We start from the raw sequence: 22275 nt of genomic DNA, 5'->3' as shown, positions 1-22275 counted from the left end.
CATGCCGCTGGGCCCACCGCGCAGCGAGGAAGCTGAGACGGGATGTCACTGAAGGGTGCCTTGAGATTTCATGGGAGAGCGAATGAATTATTGCAGTCACTGTGGTGAAACGGTGCGTCTGGCAGTGCCGCAGGGCGATGATCGTCTGCGCTACCTGTGTGATAGCTGCGGCACCATCCATTATCAGAATCCGCGCATCATCGCGGGCACCCTGCCGGTGCGGGACGGCAAGGTGTTGCTCTGTCGGCGTGCCATCGAGCCGCGCCTGGGCTATTGGACCCTGCCGGCCGGCTTCATGGAGAACGCCGAGACCACCAGCGACGCCGCTGCTCGCGAGACACGGGAGGAAGCCGGCGCCGAGGTCAAGCTGCAGGGGCTTTATACGTTGATCGACCTGCCGCACATCAATCAGGTCTACATGCTGTTTCGGGCCGAGCTGATCAGCGACTACTCGGCTGGCGTCGAGAGCCTCGAGGTGGCGCTGTTCGCCGAAGAGGAGGTCCCCTGGCAGTCGCTGGCCTTCCCGACCATGGAAGTGACGCTGCGCCGCTACTTCGAGGACCGCCGCCACGGCGAGGGTGACGAGCATTTCCCGCTGCATCTCGAGCAGATCGACCTGGACACCCGCGAGCACTTCTTCAACACCACCTTCCTGCCTGCGAGCTAGATCGTCTGGCCAGTGCTGACCTCGCGTGCCTCGTTCTTCGGGACGCGCGGGGTCAGAGCGATTCCAGTCGCCAGCAATCGAAGGCGACTTCTTCATAGGGATGGGCCTCGCGCAGCGCCGCCACGGCAGCGGCGATGAGCGAATCGTCACATACCAGCTCTATCTTCAGTTCGGCGACGCGCTCCAGCGTGCCGCAGGTCCCGATATGCGGATTGGCGCTGGCCAGTGGCCGAAACTGGCCGGTGCCGCGTGTCTCGAAGCAGCAGGCCTCGTAGTCGCCGATACGCCCTGCGCCGGTGGCGAAGACGGCTTCCTTGACGTGTTCGGCGTCATTCTCCGGGACGAAGAACGCAAGCTTGTACATTGGATGACTCCTGGCAGAAGGGTGAGAGGGCGCTGTCATCAGGTGGCCCTGGTCGACTGGGGGGCGTCAAGCGTGGCAACGGATGCTGGCAGTGCCTGCGTCACGCTCCCGGATGATGGCATAATGCGCGCTGCAACGGCCAAGGACATCGCCATGCTCAAATGGATCAATATCTCACTGCTGCTGCTTCTGGCACTGCTCCAGTATCGGCTGTGGTGGGGCGAAAATGGCATCACCGAATTATTCGATATTCGCGCACGCGTGCATCAGCTGTCCAAGGAAGGTGCGGTGCTGGACAACCGCAATCAGCGACTCGGTGCGGAAGTGGTCGACCTCAAGAATGGTCTGGCGGCCATCGAGGAGCGTGCACGCAATGATCTCGGCATGGTGCGCAAGGACGAACAGTTCCTGTGGGTGCCCAATGTCGCGGTGCCTGAACGCAAGGCGCCTTCACCAGATGAAGTGGCGGACGGTGCGCTGGAGGGTAAGGGCCTGGAAGGCGGGCTGCCCAAGGTGATCACGCCATGATGCCGACAGACGCCTCGCGCGAGCCCCGACTGTGGTATCTGGTGCCGGCCGCCGGCGTGGGCAGCCGTATGCAGGCCGACCGCCCCAAGCAGTATCTGGAGCTGTCGCCCGGCGGCTGCGTGCTGGAGGCGACGCTGGCCACGCTCAAGCGCGCCTTGCCCGAGGCAGGACTCTGTCTGGTGCTGGGCGCCGATGATGGCTATTTCACGCCGTCGATGGTGCCGTGGCAGGACTGGCTGCGCGCCGATGGTGGCAGCGAGCGTGCCGACAGCGTGCTGGCGGGCCTGGATTGCCTGAGCCGCCACGCCCATGACGATGACCTCGTGCTGGTGCACGATGTCGCGCGTCCCTGCGTGCGTGATGCCGATATCCATGCGCTGGTCGCGACCGCTCGCCGCAGTGCCGATGGCGCCATCCTCGCGGCCCCCGCCAGTGACACCATGAAACGCGCCGCGCCGGCCGGCGACTCGCGCCCGCATGGCGGTGGCGATGGCAGTGGCGGCGATGAAGAGCGTGCGCCGAGCATCGCGCATACCGAATCCCGCGTCGGCCTGTGGCATGCCTTCACGCCGCAGGCCTTCCCGCTGGGCCTGTTGCGACGGGCGCTGCGTGAAGCGCTGGGGGAGAACCCCGCGCTCATCACGGATGAGGCCTCGGCACTGGAGGCCTGTGGCCGTGCCCCCGTGCTGGTCGCCGCCGCCCGCGACAATCTCAAGATCACCCATCCGGAAGACCTCGCCATGGCGCGCCTGTTGCTGGCCGCGCGCGAGGCGCTTCCCGATAGCCCCCGGACGTCTGCCTGACATGACTGAGCAATCTGCAACACCCGCTGCTGCCACTGCCTCTGCGCAATCCTCGACCTCTCCCCAACAGGCTGGCCATGTGCCGATGGCCCTGCGCATCGGCCACGGCTTTGATGTGCATCGCTTCGGCGATGGCGATCACCTGATGATCGGGGGCGTGAAGATCGCCTACGAGCATGGGTTCGTGGCGCACTCCGACGGTGACGTGCTGCTGCATGCACTGTGTGATGCGCTGCTCGGCGCCTGTGGCATGGGCGATATCGGCAAGCATTTCCCGGACACCGACAGCGAGTGGTCCGGCGCTGATAGCCGTGGCCTGCTGCGCCACGTGATCGGGCTGGTCAATGCCGCCGGTTTCGGGGTCGGCAATGTCGACCTCACCGTGATGGCGCAGGCGCCGAAGATGGCGCCGCACATCCAGGCGATGCGGGAAGTGATCGCCGAAGACCTGCGCGTGCCGCTGGCGGTCGTCAACGTCAAGGCCACCACCACCGAGCGGCTCGGCTTCACCGGTCGCAAGGAAGGCATCGCCGCCGAGGCCGTGGTGCTGCTGGGCGCGCTGCCGACCGCGAGCGGAGCCGAGCATGTCTGAAGTGAATGACATGTCCGAGTTGCCCGAGGCGGATGCGCTGTTTGCCGAGGCGCTGACGGCGCTGGATGCTGCGGGCAGCGAGGCGTGGGTCAAGGAATCCGAGTTGATGCAGCGCTGGCCGCATGCGCATGGCGGCCCGCTGGGAGCAGGCGACTTCCGCCACACGCCGGAGGACTTCCGGGTCACCGAGCTGATGGACTTCGTGCCCGAGGGCCACGGCGAGCATCAGTGGCTGTGGGTCGAGAAACGCGGCCTGACCACCGATGAGCTGTGCCGTGAACTGGCCAGCCTGTGCGAGGTTGCGCCGCGTGATATCGGCGTGGCCGGTCTCAAGGACAAGCAGGCGATCACCCAGCAGTGGGTCTCCGTGTGGTTGCCCGGGCGTGAAGCGCCGCAGGATCTCGGCGATGCACTGGCCGAGAAGGGCGTCCGCGTGCTGGCCAGCGTGCGTCATCCGCGCAAGCTCAAGCGTGGCGTGCATCGCGGCAACCGCTTCGCGCTGCGTGTCAGCGGTGAGGCCGTCGCGCATCCCGAGTTCGAGGCGCGCTGGCAGACGCTGATACGTGATGGTGTGCCCAACTATTTCGGGCCGCAGCGTTTCGGGCATCAGGGACATAATCTCGGCCGGGCACGTGCCGTGCTGGTGCGTGGCTGGCGCAAGCGTGATGACCGCAGCGGCATGCTGCTGTCGACCGCGCGCAGCTTCCTGTTCAACGAGGTGCTGGCGGCGCGCCTCAAGGCGAATTGCTGGGCGACGGCGATGAACGGAGAAGTATTTGCGCTCAACGGGACGGGCTCGCGCTTCGTCACCGATGGCAGTGAGTCAGCCGAGACGCTGGCGCAGCGCCTGGCGAGTGGCGATATTCATCCCACTGGCCCGCTGTGGGGTACCGGGCGTGCGGAGGCTCACGCGCAGGTCGCCCAGCTCGAGCAGGTCCTGGCCACGCGTTGGCCACAGTTGTGCGAGGGGCTCGAGAAGGCCGGGGTCAAGACGGAGCGTCGTCCGCTGCGCCTGATGCCCGGCAAGCCGCGCCTGGAGTGGGATATCACGCCAGGGCAGGCAAAAACCGAAGGCAGCGAGGCCAGTGTCTGGCTGCATTTCGATCTGCCGCGTGGCAGCTTCGCGACGGGCCTGTTGCGTGAGCTGATCGCCCACCCACTGCTGTAGTGCCGTCAGGCCACATGACGGCCATCCGATGATTCGCAAAGGAGTGAGATGATGCGCAGGATTCTGCTTTCCAATGATGATGGCGTGCACGCTCCGGGGCTCAAGGCGCTGCATGATGCCCTGGCCGGGCAGGCACGCATTCGTGTGGTCGCGCCGGACCGTGACCGCTCAGGGGCCAGCAACTCGCTGACGCTGAGTCGGCCGTTGTTGCTGTCCGCGATGGAGAACGGCTTCTACAGCGTCGACGGCACACCCGCGGATTGTGTCTACCTGGGCGTCAATGGCGTCTGGGACGAGAAGCCTGACATTGTGATTTCCGGCATCAACCATGGCGCCAATCTGGGCGATGACGTGCTGTATTCCGGTACCGTGGCGGCGGCGATGGAAGGACGCTCGCTGGGCATGTCGGCAATCGCGATGTCACTGTGCGGCAAGACCCACTTCGAGACCGCCGGGCGCGTGGCGGCGAGCCTCGTCGGCGCGGCCGAGACCCTGGCATTGCCGCCGCGCTCGCTGCTCAACGTCAATGTGCCGGATGTGCCGTGGAGCGAGATTCGTGGTTTTCGCGTCACGCGTCAGGGCCACCGTGGCCCGGCGGGCGCCCCGATCGAGGTCAAGGACCCGCGTGGCCGCACCCGCTACTGGATCGCGCTGGCCGGCGATGGCATCGATGATGGCGATGACACCGACTTCGCCGCCATCGCGGCGGGCTATGTGTCCATCACGCCGTTGATGACGGACCTTACCTCCCATGGGGCGCGCCACGATGTAGAACAGTGGCTCGATGCGCTGACCTGAGCGATGCAGCGCCAGGCAAGGCTCAAGGTTTCGCTGTGAAGTCCTCGCTCGACAGGATATGAATCAAGACCATGAAGGACGTGTATCAGAACGCTTTCCCGCTTGCGCAGTCAGACAGCGCAGCGGGAATCGCCGGGCCCCTGCATCTCAGGCGCCCGGACACGGCGCAGCTGAGCGGTATCGGCATGACGTCCCAGCGCACGCGAGACCGCATGGTGGCGCGCCTGGAGGATGCCGGCATTCGCGATGAGCGGGTGCTGGAGCTGATGGCCAGTGAGCCGCGTCATCTGTTTCTCGATGAGGCGCTGGCGCATCGTGCCTATGAAGATACCGCACTGCCGCTGGGGCAGGGGCAGACCCTGTCCCAGCCTTACATGCACGCCCGCATGACGGAGCTTGCCCTCGCGCAAGCGCCGCGCCCGCGCGAGGAGTGTCGGGTGCTGGAGGTCGGCACCGGTTCGGGCTATCAGACATTGCTGCTGGCGCGTCTGTTCGCTCGGGTGTCTTCGCTCGAGCGCATCGCCGTGCTGCACGCCAGGGCCGCTCAACGCCTTGGCTGGTTCGGGCTCGACAATGTCGAGTTGCGCCATGCCGATGGTGGGCATGGCTGGCAGGACGATGACTCGGCATTTGATCTGATCGTGGTGACTGCCTGCGCACCGCATCTGCCGCAGGCGTTGTTGAAGCAGTTGGCCCCGCAGGGGGTGATGATCGTGCCATTGGCCGAGGACGACAGTGATCGTCAGTGGCTGACACGAGTGCGCCGTGTTGGCGACACTCAGGATATTCAGCGGTTCGAGGCTGTGCGCTTCGTGCCGTTGCTCGAGGGAGTGATCAGGTGAAACGAGCTTTGAGCGTGTTCTTCAAGGGCGCTGGCATGGGAGCGGCGGATGCCGTGCCCGGGGTATCAGGCGGCACGATTGCCTTCGTGACCGGCATCTATGAAGAATTGATCGAGTCCATCAAGCGCTTCGGCCCCTCCGCCATCGGCGTATGGCGTGAGCAGGGTGTCAAGGCGCTGTGGCAGCATTTGAATCTGGCCTTTCTGCTGCCGTTGGCCGCTGGCATCTTCGCCAGCCTGATCAGCGTGGCGCATCTGGTGACCTGGTTGATGGAGGCGCAGCCGCTGCTGCTCAATGCCTTCTTCTTCGGGCTGGTAGTGTGCTCCGGGGTGGTGGTCGCGCGGCGTATCACCACCTTCCGGATCGGGTATCTTGTGTGGTTGGCGCTGGGGCTGGTGCTGGCCAGCAAGTTGCCCAGCCTGTTGCCTGCCGCCACCGATGCCTCCTGGGTGCTGGTGGTCGGCGGTGCCATCGCCATCAGTGCCATGCTGCTGCCGGGCGTCTCCGGTAGCTTCCTGTTGCTGACCATGGGCCTCTACGGCACGGTGATGACTGGCATCAAGAGCTTCGATCTGCAGCTGATCGTGCTGTTCGGCAGCGGCTGCGCCATCGGGCTGTTCACCTTCTCGCGTTTGTTGTCGTGGTTGTTTCGTCATCATCATACCGCGACACTGATGCTGCTGACGGGCTTCATTCTCGGCTCGCTGCCGGTATTGTGGCCGTGGCGCACCATCACCGATTATCGTCTGGGACCCAAGGGTGAACAGGTTCCGCTGGATTACCAGTTCATGATGCCGGATACCTACACCAGTGTGACCGGTGAGCCTGCCCAGCTGTGGGCGGCACTCGCCCTGATGCTGGCCGGCGTATTGCTTGTCTGGTTTGCCGGAGAACGCTCCGGTCCGGATGACGACTCCAGCAATTCCCGCAAGGAGCAGGAACATGCGTGACAGGATGGACAAGGGAATCAAACTGACGTTGGCCGGTCTGGCGCTGGGTGCGCTGACAGCCTGCAGCACGGCGACCACTCGCCCGCAGGTTCAGGACCTCAACGCCGGCAATGCGCGTATCACCTCCGACACCTATACCGTTCAGCGCGGTGACACCCTGTATGGCATCTCCTGGCAGAGTGGTCAGGATTTCCGGGATGTGGCGCGCATGAACGGCTTGAATCCGCCCTACACCCTGCAGCCGGGGCAGACGCTGCGTCTGGACCCCAATACCCAGCTGCCGGCGAGAGCGGCGGGCGCTTCCGGTACGAGCGTCTCCTCGGGCGGTGGCGTCGTTGCCACGCCGATGGGCGGGGGCAGCGATGGTTCGATCGCCGGCGGCAGCGAACTGCCGGACTGGCTGGCACCGGATGAGTCCGCCATGGCTCAGCAGCAACAGCGCACCCGCCAGGCCCAGTCGCTGACGACCGGCTCGGGTGGCGTGTCATCGGCCGCCACCGGGGCCGCGGCGGCGGCCGGGCTGGGGCCTGTCTACCAGGAAGGCAGTGAAGAGGCGCTCGCCGAGACGGCGCGCAACGCCGCCAATGACAGCGTAGAGCAGGTCAGCAGCGGTGCTGCGCAAGCCAGCAGTTCGGCCAGTCAGACAGCCAGCCAGGCGGCTGCCAGTGCGGCCGCCGCCCAGGCCGAGGCGCGCAAGGCCGCCAAGGAAAAGGCCGAGCAAGCCGCCGCTGCCGCCGCGGCAGAGCGCGAGAAAGCGGCCGCTAGCGTGAAAAATGAGGCTGCCAAGGTTGAAAAGGGCACCAACGTCGCTGGCGAAACCGTCAAGGCTGCACCGGCCAAGAAGACCTACGTTCCGGTAAAAAACGTTGACTGGCAGTGGCCTACGCAAGGCGAGATCATCGGCAAGTTCGGCGAGTCCGAGAGTGTCACCGGCGGCATTGATATCGCTGGTCAAAAGGGGCAACCTGTCAAGGCAGCAGGGCCGGGAATCGTGGTCTACGCCGGAAGCGGAGTACGTGGTTACGGTAACCTCATCATTCTCAAGCACAACGACCGCTATCTGAGCGCCTACGCCCACAACGACACTCTGCGTGTATCAGAGAACGATGTGATCGACGCCGGACAGGTCATCGCCACTCTGGGAGCCACTGATGCTGAACGTGCTCAGCTGCACTTCGAGATTCGCGAGGATGGGCAGCCCAAGGACCCACTGAAATTCCTGCCTAAACGCTGATTCCCACCGCTGCCACAACAACAAGTTCCTGGCACCAGACCAGAGACAACGGGGTATCGACATGAGCATGCTGGAAAAGGATATCGATCAGGCTGAGGTTGAGTTGTCCCTTGAGGATGTCGAGGAGGATGACGATACGCTTGAGGCAGAAGCGGAAGAGGCGGCATTCGAACGCGCCTTGAATCGTGAAGAGCGCAAGCACTACCAAAGCCTGGATGCGACCCAGATCTACCTCAACGAGATCGGTTTTTCCCCGTTGCTCAAGCCCGAGGAGGAGGTCTACTTCGGGCGCCTGGCACAGGCGGGCGACCCTGCCGGTCGCCAGCGCATGATCGAGTCCAACCTGCGTCTGGTGGTCAAGATCGCGCGGCGCTATCTGAATCGTGGTCTGTCGCTGCTCGACCTGATCGAGGAGGGCAATCTGGGGCTGATCCGCGCGGTGGAGAAGTTTGACCCTGAGCGCGGTTTCCGTTTCTCGACCTACGCCACCTGGTGGATTCGCCAGACCATCGAGCGGGCGTTGATGAATCAGACACGCACCATTCGTCTGCCGATTCATGTCGTCAAGGAACTCAACATCTACCTGCGTGCCGCGCGCCAGCTGACCCAGAAACTGGATCATGAGGCCACCGCGGAGGAGATCGCCGAATTCCTCGACAAGCCGGTCGATACCGTCAAGAAGATGCTGGGGCTCAATGAGCGCGTGTCATCCGTCGACTATCCGATGGGCGGTGAGAGCGACAAGCCGCTGATCGAGACGATCGCCGACGAGAATGACACCAGCCCGGAGTCCAGCCTGGTGGATGTCGACGTCAAGGCGCATGTCGATGAGTGGTTGGCGGAGTTGACCGAGAAGCAGATGGAAGTGGTGGTGCGTCGCTTCGGGCTGCGTGGTCACGAAGCCGCGACGCTGGAGGAAGTGGGCGAGGAAATCGGTCTGACGCGTGAGCGGGTCCGTCAGATTCAGGTCGAGGCGCTCAAGAAGCTGCGACGTATGCTCGAGAAGCAGGGGTTGACGCTCGAATCCATCTTCGAATGATGCGCGGGCACAGTCGTCGTGGCTGTCGATGCCTTGATGCAGGTTGCCAGTGAAAACGGCCCGCTCGTGATTCGAGTGGGCCGTTTTCATATTGTGTCATCATTATACTGGCAGAGTGGGGTGTTCTGACGTTCGAGCGCAGGGTGCTCCCTGACATTGTTGTCAATTTGGAAACGCTGTATCGTGCAATAACGTTAGCCAACTAACTGGACGCCCAAAAGAGCGACGATTAGACTAAGGCCACTTTTTCACGACCCGCTTGAGCAGGGCTGAGGCAGTAGTCCAGCCGATGTGTGAGCTACCTTTTACCTTGTCCTGGTGCTTTCGAGGCGCCATGCAGGTCACGACTGTCACTGATCAGGAACAACGCATACATGGCCAACATTCGCATACTGCCACTGGTGCTGGCGATGGGTTTTGCGACCCAGGCTCAGGCTGCCAATCTGCTCGACATCACCCGTGATGCATTGACCCACAATGCCAGCCTGTCCTCCTCTCGCTCGCTCTATCAGAGCGTCGAGGACAATGAGCGTATCGAGCTTGCTGACCTGTTGCCCCAGATCACTGCCACGGGAACCGTGTCGCGTACCGATGTCACCGGCAATTCCCAGAGCGGCACCGAGGGCGATTACACCGACAGCAACATCGTGGTCAACGTGAACCAGCAGCTGTTCGATGCCGCCGACTGGTATGAGCTCGCGACCAGCAAGGACACCACCCGTCAGCAGAAGTTGCTGCTGGATTCCGATCAGCAGCAGCTGCTCTATGACGTGGCGTCTGCCTACTTCACCATTCTGAACAATCGTGATGTGCTCGATGCGCGCATTGCTCAGGAAAAGGCCTTCTCCCGCCAGCTGGACCAGGCCAATCAGCAGTTCGAGGTCGGTCTGATCGCGATCACGGACGTGCAGGAAGCCAGGGCATCCTTCGATGATGCGCGCGCCCAGCGCATCGCGGCCGAAGCCGATCTTCAGGTCAGCTTCGAGGCCCTGCAGCAGTTGACGGGCCAGCAGTACGATTCCATCGATGGCCTGGAAGAAGATCTGGCGATCGAAGCGCCGGTGCCGGCCAGCCGCAGCAAGTGGGTCGAGATGGCATTGTCCAACAACCCGCTAATTGGTGCTGCCCAGAAGGGTGTCGATGTCGCCAGAGGCGATGTGAAGACCTCCCGCGCAGGCCACTTGCCGGAAGTCGGTGCCTTCGCGACCTACTCCTACGATGAAACCGACATCGATACTGCCGGGGGGTATCAGGAATACAACCAGATCGGTATCCAGGCCTCCCTGCCGATCTATACCGGTGGCCGCACCTCCGCCCAGGTACGTCAGAGCACCCATCTGCTCGAGCAGAGCCAGTACGACCTGCTCGACCAGCAGCGCTCCACCACCCAGAGCGTGCGTTCGCTCTACAGCCAGGTGCGCAGCGACGTCCTGACCGTCAAGGCGCGCAAGCAGGCGATCGTCTCCAGCCGTAGCGCACTGGAAGCGACTCGCTCCGGTTATGAGGTCGGCACGCGCAACATCGTCGACGTGCTGGACGCCGAGCAGGCCCTGTATCAGGCGCTGGCGGACTACGCCTCTTCGCGTTACACCTATGTGCTCGACCTGCTCAACCTGCGTCAGGCGGCAGGTATCATCGATATCAACAGCGTGCGTGACCTCAACGAGAGCCTCAAGGCAGATCGTCAGGTATCCCTGGTGCTGAATGATGAGAGCTCCGACGAGCTGGAAAACGTGACGCCCTGATCGTCCCGAGCTGGCTGTCGCCACGTGCTGCATGCACCCCCACAGGCCCTGCCTGCGGGGGTGCATACGTTTCGCGAGCATGCGTTTGAGGGCATCAGTGGGTCAGGCCACTGATGCTTAAGCTTGTGTTCATCAGGCAAGTGATGACTAGCCAGAAAGGCGCCGAAGATCAGTGCACAAGGGCAGCGCGGCCTCGAGACAGGCGGTTTCGTGGTGGTATTGGTCGAAAATCCTGCCTATATTTTAACAGGCAGTGGTTTATATCGGTGATTTGGGGGAAGTTTGGTGGTTTTCAGCGTGACCTGACGGCGATGATGGAAAATAATTGAGGGGCTTGCTCTGCTGTTTGCCATCTTCACCTATCACTCTGGAGTCCCCTCATGTCCCGCCCACTGCGCGCTGATATTGATCTCGATGCACTGCGTCACAACTATCAGCTGGCCTGCGAGCTGGCGCCGCATTCGCGCGCCCTGGCCGTGATCAAGGCGGATGCCTACGGGCATGGCGCGGTGGCGTGCGCACAGGCACTGGCAGACCTCGCGCCCGCCTTTGCGGTGGCCACGATAGAGGAGGCGCTGGCGCTGCGGGCGGGCGGCATCTCTCATCCGGTGGTACTGCTTGAGGGGGTGTTCGAGGCCGCGGAGTACGCCCTAGCGGCCGAGCATGACTTCTGGTGCGCCATTCACAGTGAATGGCAGTTGGCGGCCCTCGAACAGAGTGAGCTTGCGCAGCCCTTGTCCTGCTGGATCAAGTTCGACTCAGGTATGCATCGTCTCGGCTTCACGGCCGAGCAGGTGCTGGATGCCAAGGCGCGCCTCAAGGCAAGTGACAAGGCGCGTGACCTGCACCTGATGACGCACTTCGCCAGCGCTGACAGCCTGACACCAGACTACTTCCAGCTGCAGATGGCGGCGGTGACGGCCTTGGCGGCCGAGGCAGAGCTACCACTGTGTCTGGCCAACTCACCGGCGACGCTTGCCTGGCCAGAGACGCATGCGGCCTGGAACCGCCCGGGAATCATGCTCTACGGCGCAGACCCGCTGGAAGGTGCCAATGACGCCAGCCGGCGTCTGAAGCCGGTGATGACGCTGTCTTCGGCCATCATTGCCGTGCGTGAGATCGCCATCGGTGAGCCGGTGGGGTACTCGGGGCGCTTCGTGGCGACGCGTCCCACGCGTATCGGTGTCGTCGCCTGCGGCTATGGCGATGGCTATGATCGCCACGCCGTGGATGGCACGCCGGTGCTGGTGGATGGCCAGGAAACGGTGCTGGCCGGCAAGGTGTCGATGGACATGCTGACGGTGGATATCACGGACCTGCCCGAGGCGGGTATCGGCTCACGGGTGGTGCTGTGGGGCGAGGGGCTTGAGGTCAATCGCGTCGCCGCCAGTTGCGACACCATCAGCTATACGCTGCTGACGGGGCTGCTGCCGCGCGTGCCCAGACACTATCATGGTGGCGTTGGCAGTGTGGCGGACGACCAGGATGTCGCGCAGTTGGCCAGCGCTCAGCCGCTGGATACGCACGCCTGACCTGACGGCAAGGCTCGCGCGGTCTACAATGGCCGCCGTTGCCCGTCGAACGAGAGAGTCATGGCCAAGAAGAGCTATCCCGAGAGTTTTGCACACCCCCGCTACTGGCTGACCTGGCTGGGCATCGGTGCCATGAAGGCTTCGGCCTATCTGCCCTGGTGTGCCAAGTTGTGGCTGGGGCGTGGCCTGGGTGAGCTGGCATGGCGCTTCGGCAAGCGTCGTCGTCACATCACCGACACCAACCTCAAGCTGTGCTTTCCCGAGTGGAGTGAGGCGGAGCGCGCGCGTCAGGTACGCAAGACCTTCCACGCCAACGGCATCGGTATCTTCGAGACGGCCACAGGTTGGTGTCGTGATCCTGAGCACATGCGTGATCGCGTGACCTTCAAGGGGCAGGAGCACATGGAGCGCGCCATGGCCCAGGGCAAGGGGGCGTTGATCGTGGGCATCCACTTCTCGACCCTGGATCTGGGCGGCGCACTGCACTCGCTGTTCTTCCCGGCCGATGTCGTCTATCGCCCCCACGACAACCCGCTGTTCGAGCGCTTCATGACACGTGCGCGCAATGGCATCTTCGGCACCGCCATCGATCGTCACGACCTGCGGGGTGTGGTACGTCGCATCAAGAGCGGCCATGGCGTGTGGTATTCACCGGATCAGGACTTCGGTCGCGAGGTCAGCGTGTTCGCGCCGTTCTTCGGCATCGATGCCGCCTCCATCAAGCTGACGGCCAAGATCGCCCGCATGACGGGCGCGCCGGTGATGCCCTTGATGTTCCACCGCAATCCGGACAATCGTACCTATACGCTGGAGTATCTGCCGGCGCTGGACGACTTCCCGAGTGGCAATGACGTCGCCGATGCCACGCGCATCAACGCCTTCATCGAAGGGGCGATCCGCAAGCATCCCGAGCAGTATCTGTGGCTGCACCGTCGCTTCAAGACACGTCCCGAGAAAACCGATCCGTCCCTGTACTGAGGTGAACCATGAGCAACGACATCTCTTCTCACGCCGCCCTGGCCGAGGTGGAAGCGCGGCTGGCCGCTGGCGATACCTTCGTGCTCAATCAGGTCGCGGAATGGTGCCCGGATTGCACCGAACGTCAGCGTCCGGCACTGCCTGCCTTCAAGGCGGCGCTTGCCCGTGGCGGTCTGCCACTGGTGACCTTATGCGTGCAGCAGACCCGTGGGGTCTATCTCAGCGATGCTCATGCACAGATGAGTGAGCGCATCGGCGGTGCGGGCTATCCACGTACCTTGCTGGTTCGCCACGGTCAGCCGGCGAGCCTCGACAGTGGTTTGAACCGCGTCGAGGTGATGAGCGAGCCCGATCTCGTCGCCTACGCCGAGGCCTTGATCGCCGCACTGTAAACCGATACCTCCGGCAACGATCATCCGCCGCTGTCAGGGGGATGACACGAGTGATGCACACAGCAAAGGCCCCGTTCGGCATCTCGCCGAACGGGGCCTTTGCTGTGTAAGGCGGCACCCGACAAGCAACATCATCTGCCCGAGCTGCATGCGTGCGGTCAACCGAGTGCCGCCTGTCGTGTGCCTATCACAAGACGTGCGGATGACGGGGCAGGCTTTCAACCCATCAGAAGGGCTGCGGGAAATTCTTTTACTTAAGTGCGACATCATGTTGACAAAGCTTTAGTTTATTACCATTTTGGCAATAACGAGTCAGGTGGCTGACACGCCTCCTGACCGCTGTTTTCAGCACTCTGGAGTGCGCCTGAGGCGTCATCCGTCAGGGCCTGACTCCGCTGCGACAATTCTCACATGACATAAGGAATTGACATGCTCAACTACGCCATCATCTTTCTGATCGTCGCTGTCATTGCCGCAGTGCTGGGCTTCGGCGGCATCGCCGGCACCGCAGCGACCATCGCCAAGGTCCTGTTCGTGATCTTCCTGGTGCTGTTCCTGGTGTCCTTCTTCAAGAGCCGCCGCAAGCCGTGAGGCTCTGATTCCCTGCCACGGGTCAGACTGACGGCAATAGGCCGCAAGCCGTCACGTGATCGGACAGTCGACTTCGAGACAGTACGGCTCAGAAATAGTACGGCTCAGAGACAGCAACGCCCGCGACGGTGATCGACCGTCGCGGGCGTCTTGCGTTCAGGCGCTGGCCTTTTTACCACTGAGGGCTGGGCAGGTTCAGACGATGGTGACCGGCCTGCAGGCTGTGTTCGATGAAGCGACGATCCACCTCGAATTCGGCCTGGGCGAGAATCGCCTCTACCACCTTGTCGGCATGCTGTTGCAGCAGCACCAGATGGCCGTATTGCGCGCCCATCAGGGACAGGGTCTTCAACAGCTCCAGCAGGGCCAGGCAGATCGAGAGGTCATCACGACCATAATGCAGAATCGGCGTGATGGAGCGGTAGAGGAGGCTTGCGAAGGACTCCATCTGCCAGCTGACGCGCACGGCCTTGTGATCATCCACGCAACAATTGCACAGCGGCACCGACATGCGCTCGCTGAGCAGTTCGGTCAGCTGGTGCATGCAAAGACGTGCCGTGCCGGGGTCATTGATGCCGGGTGACAGTGCCTTGATGGCGACTTCCATCAGCTGGGTCAGGCCGTGCTCGTGCAGGTCCTCGACGGACTCCCCATCCAGGTAGCCAAGCGTGGCACGCAGATTTTTGATCAGTTCGGCCTGTTGTTCTTCATCGAGCTCTTCCCCCGCCGTCGCACCCTTGGGCAGGCCGTTGGGCCACTCGATGCGCATCAAGGGCATGCCGCTGACGATGAAGGCGCCCAGCGCGAAATCCAGATGCACCACCATGTCATGCTTGATGGCCAGTTGGCGCAGCGCCGAGAAGTCGACCTGCTGGATGTAGCCACGCCTGCGTGCCCGCAGCAGCTGGCATTGGTCGTCGTCACGGCTGACCTCGCGCTCGCAGAAGCCATCGTCACGATTGCGCTGACGCAGGCGTTCCAGCGAGAGGCGGGTGCGTCCGGACAGGCGCCGCGCAACGGCGTTGATCTGCACCGACTGCGAAACCTGATGGATGAAGTAGACGAACATCCCCAGGCAATTGACCATCATCAGCACGCCCAGATAGACGGCCAGCGAGCGCCACAGGGTCGGGGAGTCTCCCGTATTGGGCACCATCAGGTTGACCAGCAGGAACAGCAGACTGCCCAGGTAGTGGCCGAGCACCAGCTGGTGGTGGCGCTCGGTCACCAGGCCCAGCAGCAACTTGTGGGAGAACTGCGCGCCTGCCTGGGTGAGCACGCTCATCACCATGGTGAAGCTGAACACCATCAGCGAGATCAGGCCGCCGACCAGTGCCGCCAGCAGGGTGCGCGGGGTGTCATGTTCCTTGAAGGCCAGTGCTTCGAAAAAGTCGCTGTTCGGCAGCGAGGAAGGATCCGGCAGCCCGGAGGGCATCACCGAGATCAATCCCAGCAGGGTATAGACCATGGCCAGCATGCTGGGGAGATAGGCGATGCTGGTGGTCCAGGTTCGCAGCCACATGAGGGGTTGCTGTAGCCAGCGATGCATAGACGATTCCCGAACGGATTGATTGGCAAGCTCCTGTTATGACGGCTCGCGTCGATCACTGCAAGTCAGCATGACGTGCTGGCAGGAGGGGTCTGGAGGTGAGGAGGTGGGGAAGAAGCAGAACAGCGCAGACAGAGCGGACGAACTGGAACGGACAGACTGGAACGGACAGCAGGGCCCGATGGCAAGACGCCCCACCGGGTGAGCGGTGAGGGCGTCTTGAGACTTGCGTCGATCAGCGTGGCTGACCCCGCCGGCTCATCAGGCGTCGATACGCTTGTACTTCATGCGCTTGGGAGCATCGTTGCCGACGCGCGCGTGATAGTCCGCTTCGTACTCGGTATAGCTGCCTTCGAAGAACACCACGTTGGAGTCACCCTCGTAGGCGAGGATGTGGGTCGCGATGCGATCGAGGAACCAGCGGTCGTGCGAGATGACCATCGCACAGCCCGGGAAGGCCAGCAGAGCCTCTTCCAGCGCGCGCAGGGTCTCGATGTCCAGGTCGTTGGATGGCTCATCCAGCAGCAGCACGTTGGCAGCCTGCTTCAGGGTCTGGGCCAGCTGCAGACGGCCACGCTCACCACCGGACAGATCAGACAGACGCTTCTGCTGGTCGGTGCCCTTGAAGTTGAAGCGGCCGACATAGGCGCGCGACGAGACTTCATGGCCATTGATGTTGAGCATGTCCTGACCGCCGGAGACGGCTTCCCAGACGGTCTGATTGTCTTCCAGGCCATCACGCAGCTGCTCGACGTAGGCGACCTTGACGGTCTCGCCCAGCACGACTTCACCGCTGTCCGGGGTGTCCTTGCCGGTCACCAGCTTGAACAGCGTGGATTTACCTGCACCGTTGCCGCCGACGATACCGACGATGGCACCCGGGGGGATGGTGAAGGAAAGATCATCGAACAGCAGCTTGTCGTCGAAACGCTTGGTGACGTTGTGCAGCTCGATGACCTTGTCACCCAGGCGCGGTCCCGGCGGAATGTAGATCTCGTTGGTCTCGTTGCGCTTCTGGAAATCACCGGACTGCATTTCCTCGAAGCGGTTGAGACGCGCCTTGCTCTTGGCCTGACGGCCCTTGGGGTTCTGACGAACCCATTCGAGCTCCTGCTGGATGGCCTTGTTGCGTGAGGCTTCCTGCTTGGCTTCCTGCTGCAGGCGAGCGTCCTTTTGCTCGAGCCACGAGGAATAGTTGCCTTCGAAGGGAATGCCCTGGCCACGGTCCAGCTCGAGAATCCAGCCGGCGACGTTGTCGAGGAAGTAGCGGTCGTGGGTGATGGCCACCACGGTGCCGGAGTAGTCGTGCAGGAAGCGTTCCAGCCAGGCGACGGATTCGGCGTCCAGGTGGTTGGTCGGCTCGTCCAGCAGCAACATGTCCGGGCTGGAGAGCAGCAGACGGCACAGTGCGACACGGCGGCGCTCACCACCGGACAGCACGCCGACATTGGCATCCCACGGCGGCAGACGCAGCGCTTCGGCAGCCACTTCCAGCTTGCGCTCGAGGTTGTGGGCGTCGGAGGCCTGGATCAGGTCTTCCAGCTTGGCCTGACGCGCGGCGAGGGCGTCGAAATCGGCGTCCGGCTCGGCGTAGGCGGCATAGACTTCATCAAGTTCGGCCTGGGCGTTCTTGATGTGGGCCAGGGATTCTTCCACGCACTCGCGCACGTTCTTGGAATCATCCAGTTCCGGCTCCTGGGGGAGGTAGCCGACATTCAGACCCGGCATGGGACGTGCTTCGCCGTTGTAGTCCTGATCGACGCCGGCCATGATGCGCAGCAGCGAGGACTTGCCCGAGCCGTTGAGACCGAGCACACCGATCTTGGCACCCGGGAAGAAGGACAGCGAGATGTCCTTGAGAATCTCGCGCTTCGGGGGAACGACCTTGCCCACCCGGTTCATGGTATAGACGTATTGCGCCATGGAATCCCAATTTGGTTGGAGAATGGAATGACGCGCAGATGATAGTGCCCGGCGTCACGCTTGGCCAGCCGGGCAGCCTGTGCCAGGCGAGCGCGGCGACTCACTGCATGACATTCCCTGTCCTGACGTCGACCCCTTCCATGGCCTGACCGCTCCCCGGCTTCCCTTCCCCTGCACGCCGCTGGTGGCGAGCTTACTCCTCTTCGCCCCAGTCGCTGGCGCCGATCAGGTCATCGTCGTCGGCTTCATCGTCCCAGCCTTCGCGGATTGAGCGAGCCAAGGCGCGCTCCTCGAGCAGGGCTTCAAGACGTTGGCGGGAGTCACTGCGTTGTGGCTTGGCAGGTGCGCTGGAGGGCGACAGCTCGAAGTCCACTTCGGTGGGGCTGTCTTCGGCGAGTGCCGTGGCATCGATATCATCGAGGAATTGTTCACGGGCCATGGGCGGACCTCACGATCTTGGAACGACCTGCCCGATATCCAGCGCCTGGACTGGCCTGTGCTACCGGGCACCGCCAGCGGCGATGCGCCGAAGGCTCTCTGGCTATATACCGCCCGTCGGCGAGGATGACAAGCCTTTCGCTCGGCCTGTCAGGGCTTTCGCCAATTGCCAAAGGCGAGAGGCCCATAACGACAACGCCCACCGGTGGGGTGGGCGTTGTCGTTGCTGGCGCAATGCGGCGCCTGATCTTTAGCGTGTGGCGATCAGTTGGACTCGCTGGGGTGCTCCGCGCGCAGGCGTTCCAGCTCTTCCTTGGCGGTCATCAGGCCGGTGACATCCTTCTGGACACCAACGAAATACTGCAGGTTGTCATGCTCATCGAAGACCGGTGTCATGGAAAGTTCATTCCAGAACAGGCTGCCATCCTTGCGATAGTTGCGCAGTATCTCGCGGCACGGACGCTTGTCGCGCAGCGCGGCACGGATGTTGTCCAGCTGCGGCTGATCGCGGTCATCATTCTGCAGGAAGCGGCAATCGCGGTAGAGAATCTCGTCGGCGCTGTAACCGGTGAGGCGCTCGAAGCCCTGATTCACGTAGATCAGGATGTTCTCATCGCCTTCCTGTTCCGCCACTACGATGCCATCGTCCGAGGCATTCACGACTCTCTCGAGCAGCTCGGGGCTGATCATGTGAGGTCTTTTCATCTGACTCTGATCCTTGCGGCTTGAGAACCCGGTCCTGAAGACCGAGCCCGAGAGTACGGGTAGTAGGGTGCCTGTCCGTGTGCCCGGACATTCCAGCACCATGATCGGTTTCACTATGGCGGGGAGACGCGGCTTATGCAATCGCAGCCGCTAATGTGGCAGGGCCCGACATCGTTGTCAGGCCCTGTCAGCGTGAGAGTCGATCAGATACATAAGGGGGAGAGAGGGGTATAGAGGTAAAAGGGGTAGCAGGGGAGCCGTCACGCCCGCCCCGGATGCTCAGTCGTCCTCCACTTCCGGCAGGCGCTGCGCGCAGAGCGCGGCACAGGCCGCGACGACCGCCAGAATCATCAGCAACCATTCACTGCCCAGCCACTGGGCGAGCCCGCCGATCAACAACCCCAGTACCAGCATCAGCACGCCGGTCAGGGTGTTGGAGAGTGCGACGTAGAGGGCGCGATTGTCAGAGGTGGCGAGATCGACCACGTAGGTCTTGCGTCCCAGGCGGATACCGGCGTGGGCGATCACCAGCAGCCCGTAGACCAGCGCGTAGCTCCAGATGCTGTCGGCCAGCGCCTGCGGCCACCAGGCCATGCTGCCGGCCAGGGCGCAGCAGACAGCGGCGCCGGCCCCTGCGTTGCGCATCACGCGGCGGCTGGAGGTGTCGGCCAGCCTGCCCCAGATGGGACTGGCCAGCATCCCGGCCAGTCCTGATACCACCACCAGCGCGCCCAGGCCGCCCAGACTCTCACCGCTCTGCTGCTGGCCGAGCAAGGCGATATAGGGCAGTGCCAGGGCGCTTGAGAGCAGCAGGGCGCGTGCCAGATTGAAGTTGCGAAAGGCGACGTCATGCTTGAGCTGGATGACCCCGTCGCGCACCGTCTCCCAGGCATTGGCGCCGCCGCTGGTGGCACCGCTGTCCTCACGGATCATGGCGGCGCACAGGGCATTGAGTGTCCAGCCCAGCGCCGCGATAGCCATCAGTATCGCCAGCACCTGCTGCCCGGGCTGCTCGCCCAGCAGCATCAAGGCGACGCCGGCCAGCAGGGTCATCGCCCCCGCCACACTGCCACTCCAGCCCATCAGGCGCCCACGGCGCTGCTTGGCGATGGTCTTGCCCAGCACATCCTTGGTAGCAATGGAAGCCACTCCGCGCCCGAGCGACAGCAGGATCAACAGGAGCAGAACCAGGCTGCCTGCGAGGGTGCCATCGAGTCCGTGACGCGTGGCGAAGTTGCCCTCGGCCAGTAGGCTGATCATCATCAGCCCCAGCGCCATCAAGGCCTGGGTGGAGGCCCCGGCGACCCACACCCACTTGCGTTGCGGCAGTGGGCGAATGAAGCCTGCCACCAGCAGTTGAGGCAGCAGGGCGCCGGCCTCGCGAATCGGCACCAGCAGTCCCACCATCCACACCGGCGCCCCGATCAACCCCAATAGCCACGGCAATACCAGTCGTGCACTGGCCATCTCGTCGGCAAGCTTGGTGCCCAGCGAGGCCAGCAGGTGACGCCAGAAGTTGCCGGGCTGCTGGTGACAGGCATCCTCGGAGATGTCCTTGCACATGCGCGAATCTTCATCGCCGGTCATGCGCTCGAAGAAGCGACTCTGTCCGCTGCCCGACGGCCTCTCGTGGGCTTTGTCTGCAGACTCCCGCTCAGTCTCGCGGTCTTGAGCGTCTGTCGGTGAGGAGGCCTCGGTAGAGGAAGGCAGGGGTGACATGTGGCCAGGGCTCCGCTATCGGCGTCGTGTACGGGAAGTCGTGATGCAGATCACGTCCGTACTGCCGGTTGAAGAAGGATCGATCGCAGTGCGACCTCAACTGAAGGAATGACTGCGCCGAGTATAGTTTATGTAAAGTTTGTGTGTAGCTTTATGGTGTTGACCATTGCGCGACAGTGCAGTGAAGTGATCATTACATCATTGATTGGAGCAGGCACCACCATGGATCAGGCATCCACGCTGAAAGTCCGGATTCACTACTGCACCGGCTGCAACTGGCTGTTGCGAGCGGCCTGGTATGCACAGGAACTGCTGTCCACCTTCGGGGAAGACCTCGGTGAGGTGGCCTTGGCGCCGAGTCACTGCGGCCATTTCGAGGTGCTGTGCCAGGCCACTCCTGATTCGGAGTGGCTGGTACTGTGGGAGCGCAAGCGCGACGGCGGCTTCCCCGACAGTCGTGATCTCAAGCAGCGCGTGCGAGATGTGCTCGACCCAGAGCGCGATCTGGGCCACATCGACCGCGCCAGTCGTGAGCAGGGCCAGTAAGCAGGGTTTTCCAGCAGCTCCGCTACGCCATGGGTGCGCTCACCACCATTTCTTGCGCTTGAGCAGCCACAGCTGCATCGCCACCACGCCCAGCGTGATGCCGACGAAGGCAGCGAAGCCCCACTGGCTGTCGCTGCCCGGTATGCCACCGACGTTGACCCCCAGCAGCCCGGTGAGAAAGCCCAGCGGCAGGAAAACGGCGGTGATCACCGACAATAGATACATGCGCTGGTTGAGCTGCTCGTTGTGCTCACTCATGCGCTGTTCATGGATGATCAGCGCGCGCTCCTGCATGGCCTGAAAATCCTCCACGTAGCGCGACAGCTGATTGGCGATCTCGCGCAGGTCCAGACGCGCCTGCTCATCGATCCACAATGGCCCTTGGGAGAGTTGTGCCAGACAGTCGCGCTGCGGCCCCATGAAGCGTCGCAGAGTGATCAGGGGGCGCCGCAGGCGGGTAATGTCATCGGGGTCGATCTCGACATCATTGAGCTGGTCTTCCTCGAGGTTGGCGAGCTGCTCATCGAGGCGATGGCTGAGCTCCGCCACGCGATCGACCAGCGCATCGCTGAGCATCGCCAGCAGCCAGGAAATGCTTTCCGCGCCCTGGCCGACTTCCAGTTGCTCACGCACCTGAGTGATCGACTGGAACGGCCGACGGCGCAGGGTGATCAGGCGGGTCGGGCTCATCCACAGGCGCAGTGACAGCAGGTCTTCCGGCGCGGCGCCGGGATTGAGATTGATACCGCGCAGCGTGGTGACCATGCCGCCGCCGAAGCGCGCCACGCGCGGGCGGGTGTCCAGCTCAGTCAGGGCCTCGATGCTTGGCTCATCCAGCTGGGCAAGGTCGTCCAGGTAGTCATTGACGTCGCCGCGGGTGTAATCGAGGTGCATCCAGATCAGCGCGTCGGGGTCCTGCCATTGCTCGCGCAGGCTGTCATCATCGAGCAGGCTGGCGCCGCCCTTGCCATCTAGGCGATAGGCGCTGACCAGTGCCGTGGCCGAGTCATCTCCCGCGGGGGGCGCAGGTGTCGGCGCGGCTTGCGTATCGGTGGCATCACTCATTCACGAAATTCCTTTTTGGTGGCGCGGCTTGCAGCAGCGGGCAGGGCACGCGATGCTCGAATGTCAGGCCGTGGGCAGTGTCGCTGCCATCGCCATGCCACTCATCG

At 63.1% G+C, this 22275-nt stretch carries 23 protein-coding genes; 16 read left to right on the top strand and 7 right to left on the bottom strand.

Annotation, left to right across the window (positions count from 1 at the left end; genetic code table 11):
- The first annotated feature begins 82 nt into the window (after window positions 1-82).
- Entirely contained in the window at window positions 83-667 is a 585-nt protein-coding gene (locus tag NH396_RS02155) for an NUDIX hydrolase (protein ID WP_176677654.1), read from the top strand.
- A 52-nt stretch (window positions 668-719) separates the two neighbouring features.
- Here the strand turns inward: NH396_RS02155 and NH396_RS02150 are convergent, their stop codons facing one another.
- Entirely contained in the window at window positions 720-1031 is a 312-nt protein-coding gene (locus tag NH396_RS02150; RefSeq protein ID WP_253061245.1) for an NGG1p interacting factor NIF3, read from the bottom strand.
- Window positions 1032-1154: 123 nt separating this feature from the next.
- On the opposite strand from NH396_RS02150, the gene ftsB reads away from it, so the two are divergent.
- The 14 genes from ftsB to NH396_RS02080 all read left to right on the top strand — a co-directional run bounded on the left by ftsB (window position 1155) and on the right by NH396_RS02080 (window position 14223).
- Complete coding sequence (gene ftsB / locus NH396_RS02145; RefSeq protein ID WP_253061243.1) at window positions 1155-1559, top strand: cell division protein FtsB; 405 nt, start codon at window positions 1155-1157, stop codon at window positions 1557-1559.
- Window positions 1556-2362 (top strand): 2-C-methyl-D-erythritol 4-phosphate cytidylyltransferase, encoded by an 807-nt coding sequence (locus NH396_RS02140; protein ID WP_253061241.1) that lies wholly within the window; start codon window positions 1556-1558, stop codon window positions 2360-2362. Before ftsB ends, NH396_RS02140 begins: the two co-directional genes overlap by 4 nt.
- 91 nt (window positions 2363-2453) lie before the next feature.
- Window positions 2454-2954 carry a 2-C-methyl-D-erythritol 2,4-cyclodiphosphate synthase gene (gene ispF, locus NH396_RS02135; protein ID WP_290441682.1) on the top strand — a complete coding sequence of 167 codons (501 nt, stop codon included), beginning with the start codon at window positions 2454-2456 and terminating at the stop codon, window positions 2952-2954.
- On the top strand, window positions 2947-4122 hold the full coding sequence (locus tag NH396_RS02130; protein WP_306424365.1) for a tRNA pseudouridine(13) synthase TruD: 1176 nt from the start codon (window positions 2947-2949) through the stop codon (window positions 4120-4122). Before ispF ends, NH396_RS02130 begins: the two co-directional genes overlap by 8 nt.
- Before the next feature lie 51 nt (window positions 4123-4173).
- Window positions 4174-4920, top strand: coding sequence for a 5'/3'-nucleotidase SurE (gene surE, locus NH396_RS02125; protein ID WP_200017427.1), 747 nt, complete (start codon window positions 4174-4176; stop codon window positions 4918-4920).
- 185 nt (window positions 4921-5105) lie between these two features.
- Window positions 5106-5762 (top strand): protein-L-isoaspartate(D-aspartate) O-methyltransferase, encoded by a 657-nt coding sequence (locus NH396_RS02120; RefSeq protein ID WP_233593656.1) that lies wholly within the window; start codon window positions 5106-5108, stop codon window positions 5760-5762.
- On the top strand, window positions 5759-6712 hold the full coding sequence (locus NH396_RS02115) for a DUF368 domain-containing protein (protein ID WP_253061239.1): 954 nt from the start codon (window positions 5759-5761) through the stop codon (window positions 6710-6712). Before NH396_RS02120 ends, NH396_RS02115 begins: the two co-directional genes overlap by 4 nt.
- Window positions 6705-7946 (top strand): peptidoglycan DD-metalloendopeptidase family protein, encoded by a 1242-nt coding sequence (locus NH396_RS02110; protein WP_253061237.1) that lies wholly within the window; start codon window positions 6705-6707, stop codon window positions 7944-7946. Before NH396_RS02115 ends, NH396_RS02110 begins: the two co-directional genes overlap by 8 nt.
- Window positions 7947-8007: 61 nt before the next feature.
- A complete protein-coding gene (gene rpoS, locus NH396_RS02105; RefSeq protein WP_176677651.1) occupies window positions 8008-8985 on the top strand; it encodes an RNA polymerase sigma factor RpoS in 978 nt (325 codons plus the stop codon).
- 374 nt (window positions 8986-9359) lie between these two features.
- Window positions 9360-10730 carry a TolC family outer membrane protein gene (locus NH396_RS02100; protein ID WP_166018839.1) on the top strand — a complete coding sequence of 457 codons (1371 nt, stop codon included), beginning with the start codon at window positions 9360-9362 and terminating at the stop codon, window positions 10728-10730.
- Between the two features lie 380 nt (window positions 10731-11110).
- Window positions 11111-12262 (top strand): alanine racemase, encoded by a 1152-nt coding sequence (gene alr, locus NH396_RS02095; RefSeq protein WP_176677649.1) that lies wholly within the window; start codon window positions 11111-11113, stop codon window positions 12260-12262.
- A gap of 60 nt (window positions 12263-12322) precedes the next feature.
- Entirely contained in the window at window positions 12323-13240 is a 918-nt protein-coding gene (gene lpxL / locus NH396_RS02090) for an LpxL/LpxP family Kdo(2)-lipid IV(A) lauroyl/palmitoleoyl acyltransferase (protein WP_253061235.1), read from the top strand.
- Window positions 13241-13248: 8 nt separating this feature from the next.
- Window positions 13249-13632, top strand: a complete 384-nt coding sequence (locus tag NH396_RS02085) for a hypothetical protein (RefSeq protein ID WP_253061233.1) — start codon at window positions 13249-13251, stop codon at window positions 13630-13632.
- A gap of 429 nt (window positions 13633-14061) precedes the next feature.
- Window positions 14062-14223, top strand: a complete 162-nt coding sequence (locus tag NH396_RS02080) for a DUF1328 domain-containing protein (protein ID WP_043331394.1) — start codon at window positions 14062-14064, stop codon at window positions 14221-14223.
- A 172-nt stretch (window positions 14224-14395) separates the two neighbouring features.
- On the opposite strand, the gene NH396_RS02075 is transcribed toward NH396_RS02080, so the two are convergent.
- From NH396_RS02075 to NH396_RS02055, 5 genes are all read right to left on the bottom strand, one after another.
- Entirely contained in the window at window positions 14396-15745 is a 1350-nt protein-coding gene (locus tag NH396_RS02075) for a DUF2254 domain-containing protein (protein ID WP_253061231.1), read from the bottom strand.
- Window positions 15746-16033: 288 nt separating this feature from the next.
- Window positions 16034-17695, bottom strand: a complete 1662-nt coding sequence (gene ettA / locus NH396_RS02070) for an energy-dependent translational throttle protein EttA (RefSeq protein WP_176677644.1) — start codon at window positions 17693-17695, stop codon at window positions 16034-16036.
- 193 nt (window positions 17696-17888) lie between these two features.
- A complete protein-coding gene (locus tag NH396_RS02065) occupies window positions 17889-18134 on the bottom strand; it encodes a PA3496 family putative envelope integrity protein (protein ID WP_176677643.1) in 246 nt (81 codons plus the stop codon).
- 263 nt (window positions 18135-18397) lie between these two features.
- Window positions 18398-18838: a PAS sensor domain-containing protein gene (locus NH396_RS02060; RefSeq protein WP_043331389.1), complete on the bottom strand. Its 441-nt coding sequence runs from the start codon at window positions 18836-18838 to the stop codon at window positions 18398-18400.
- A gap of 279 nt (window positions 18839-19117) precedes the next feature.
- Window positions 19118-20425 carry an MFS transporter gene (locus tag NH396_RS02055; RefSeq protein WP_253061540.1) on the bottom strand — a complete coding sequence of 436 codons (1308 nt, stop codon included), beginning with the start codon at window positions 20423-20425 and terminating at the stop codon, window positions 19118-19120.
- Window positions 20426-20779: 354 nt separating this feature from the next.
- Between NH396_RS02055 and NH396_RS02050 the strand changes: the two genes are divergently transcribed.
- Window positions 20780-21103, top strand: coding sequence for a SelT/SelW/SelH family protein (locus tag NH396_RS02050; protein WP_253061229.1), 324 nt, complete (start codon window positions 20780-20782; stop codon window positions 21101-21103).
- 39 nt (window positions 21104-21142) lie between these two features.
- Here the strand turns inward: NH396_RS02050 and NH396_RS02045 are convergent, their stop codons facing one another.
- Complete coding sequence (locus NH396_RS02045) at window positions 21143-22168, bottom strand: zinc transporter ZntB (protein WP_176677640.1); 1026 nt, start codon at window positions 22166-22168, stop codon at window positions 21143-21145.
- Window positions 22169-22275: the final 107 nt, after the last annotated feature.

The organism is Cobetia sp. Dlab-2-AX (assembly GCF_024124625.1).
GTDB lineage: Bacteria > Pseudomonadota > Gammaproteobacteria > Pseudomonadales > Halomonadaceae > Cobetia.
Note: the sequence above shows the minus strand (reverse complement) of the source record. Positions and strands in the feature narration are given on the sequence as shown.

What these genes read in the sequence shown, in the direction of transcription:
- NH396_RS02080 (WP_043331394.1), top strand. Translation starts at nt 14,062, where the DNA reads ATGCTCAACTACGCCATCATCTTTCTGATCGTCGCTGTCATTGCCGCA.
- NH396_RS02065 (WP_176677643.1), bottom strand. Translation starts at nt 18,134, where the DNA reads ATGGCCCGTGAACAATTCCTCGATGATATCGATGCCACGGCACTCGCC.
- NH396_RS02045 (WP_176677640.1), bottom strand. Translation starts at nt 22,168, where the DNA reads ATGAGTGATGCCACCGATACGCAAGCCGCGCCGACACCTGCGCCCCCC.
- NH396_RS02110 (WP_253061237.1), top strand. Translation starts at nt 6,705, where the DNA reads ATGCGTGACAGGATGGACAAGGGAATCAAACTGACGTTGGCCGGTCTG.
- NH396_RS02130 (WP_306424365.1), top strand. Translation starts at nt 2,947, where the DNA reads ATGTCTGAAGTGAATGACATGTCCGAGTTGCCCGAGGCGGATGCGCTG.
- NH396_RS02120 (WP_233593656.1), top strand. Translation starts at nt 5,106, where the DNA reads ATGACGTCCCAGCGCACGCGAGACCGCATGGTGGCGCGCCTGGAGGAT.
- NH396_RS02060 (WP_043331389.1), bottom strand. Translation starts at nt 18,838, where the DNA reads ATGAAAAGACCTCACATGATCAGCCCCGAGCTGCTCGAGAGAGTCGTG.
- rpoS (WP_176677651.1), top strand. Translation starts at nt 8,008, where the DNA reads ATGAGCATGCTGGAAAAGGATATCGATCAGGCTGAGGTTGAGTTGTCC.
- NH396_RS02150 (WP_253061245.1), bottom strand. Translation starts at nt 1,031, where the DNA reads ATGTACAAGCTTGCGTTCTTCGTCCCGGAGAATGACGCCGAACACGTC.
- ftsB (WP_253061243.1), top strand. Translation starts at nt 1,155, where the DNA reads ATGCGCGCTGCAACGGCCAAGGACATCGCCATGCTCAAATGGATCAAT.
- NH396_RS02050 (WP_253061229.1), top strand. Translation starts at nt 20,780, where the DNA reads ATGGATCAGGCATCCACGCTGAAAGTCCGGATTCACTACTGCACCGGC.
- NH396_RS02155 (WP_176677654.1), top strand. Translation starts at nt 83, where the DNA reads ATGAATTATTGCAGTCACTGTGGTGAAACGGTGCGTCTGGCAGTGCCG.
- NH396_RS02140 (WP_253061241.1), top strand. Translation starts at nt 1,556, where the DNA reads ATGATGCCGACAGACGCCTCGCGCGAGCCCCGACTGTGGTATCTGGTG.
- NH396_RS02075 (WP_253061231.1), bottom strand. Translation starts at nt 15,745, where the DNA reads ATGTGGCTGCGAACCTGGACCACCAGCATCGCCTATCTCCCCAGCATG.
- surE (WP_200017427.1), top strand. Translation starts at nt 4,174, where the DNA reads ATGCGCAGGATTCTGCTTTCCAATGATGATGGCGTGCACGCTCCGGGG.
- ettA (WP_176677644.1), bottom strand. Translation starts at nt 17,695, where the DNA reads ATGGCGCAATACGTCTATACCATGAACCGGGTGGGCAAGGTCGTTCCC.
- alr (WP_176677649.1), top strand. Translation starts at nt 11,111, where the DNA reads ATGTCCCGCCCACTGCGCGCTGATATTGATCTCGATGCACTGCGTCAC.
- lpxL (WP_253061235.1), top strand. Translation starts at nt 12,323, where the DNA reads ATGGCCAAGAAGAGCTATCCCGAGAGTTTTGCACACCCCCGCTACTGG.
- NH396_RS02055 (WP_253061540.1), bottom strand. Translation starts at nt 20,425, where the DNA reads ATGACCGGCGATGAAGATTCGCGCATGTGCAAGGACATCTCCGAGGAT.
- NH396_RS02100 (WP_166018839.1), top strand. Translation starts at nt 9,360, where the DNA reads ATGGCCAACATTCGCATACTGCCACTGGTGCTGGCGATGGGTTTTGCG.
- NH396_RS02085 (WP_253061233.1), top strand. Translation starts at nt 13,249, where the DNA reads ATGAGCAACGACATCTCTTCTCACGCCGCCCTGGCCGAGGTGGAAGCG.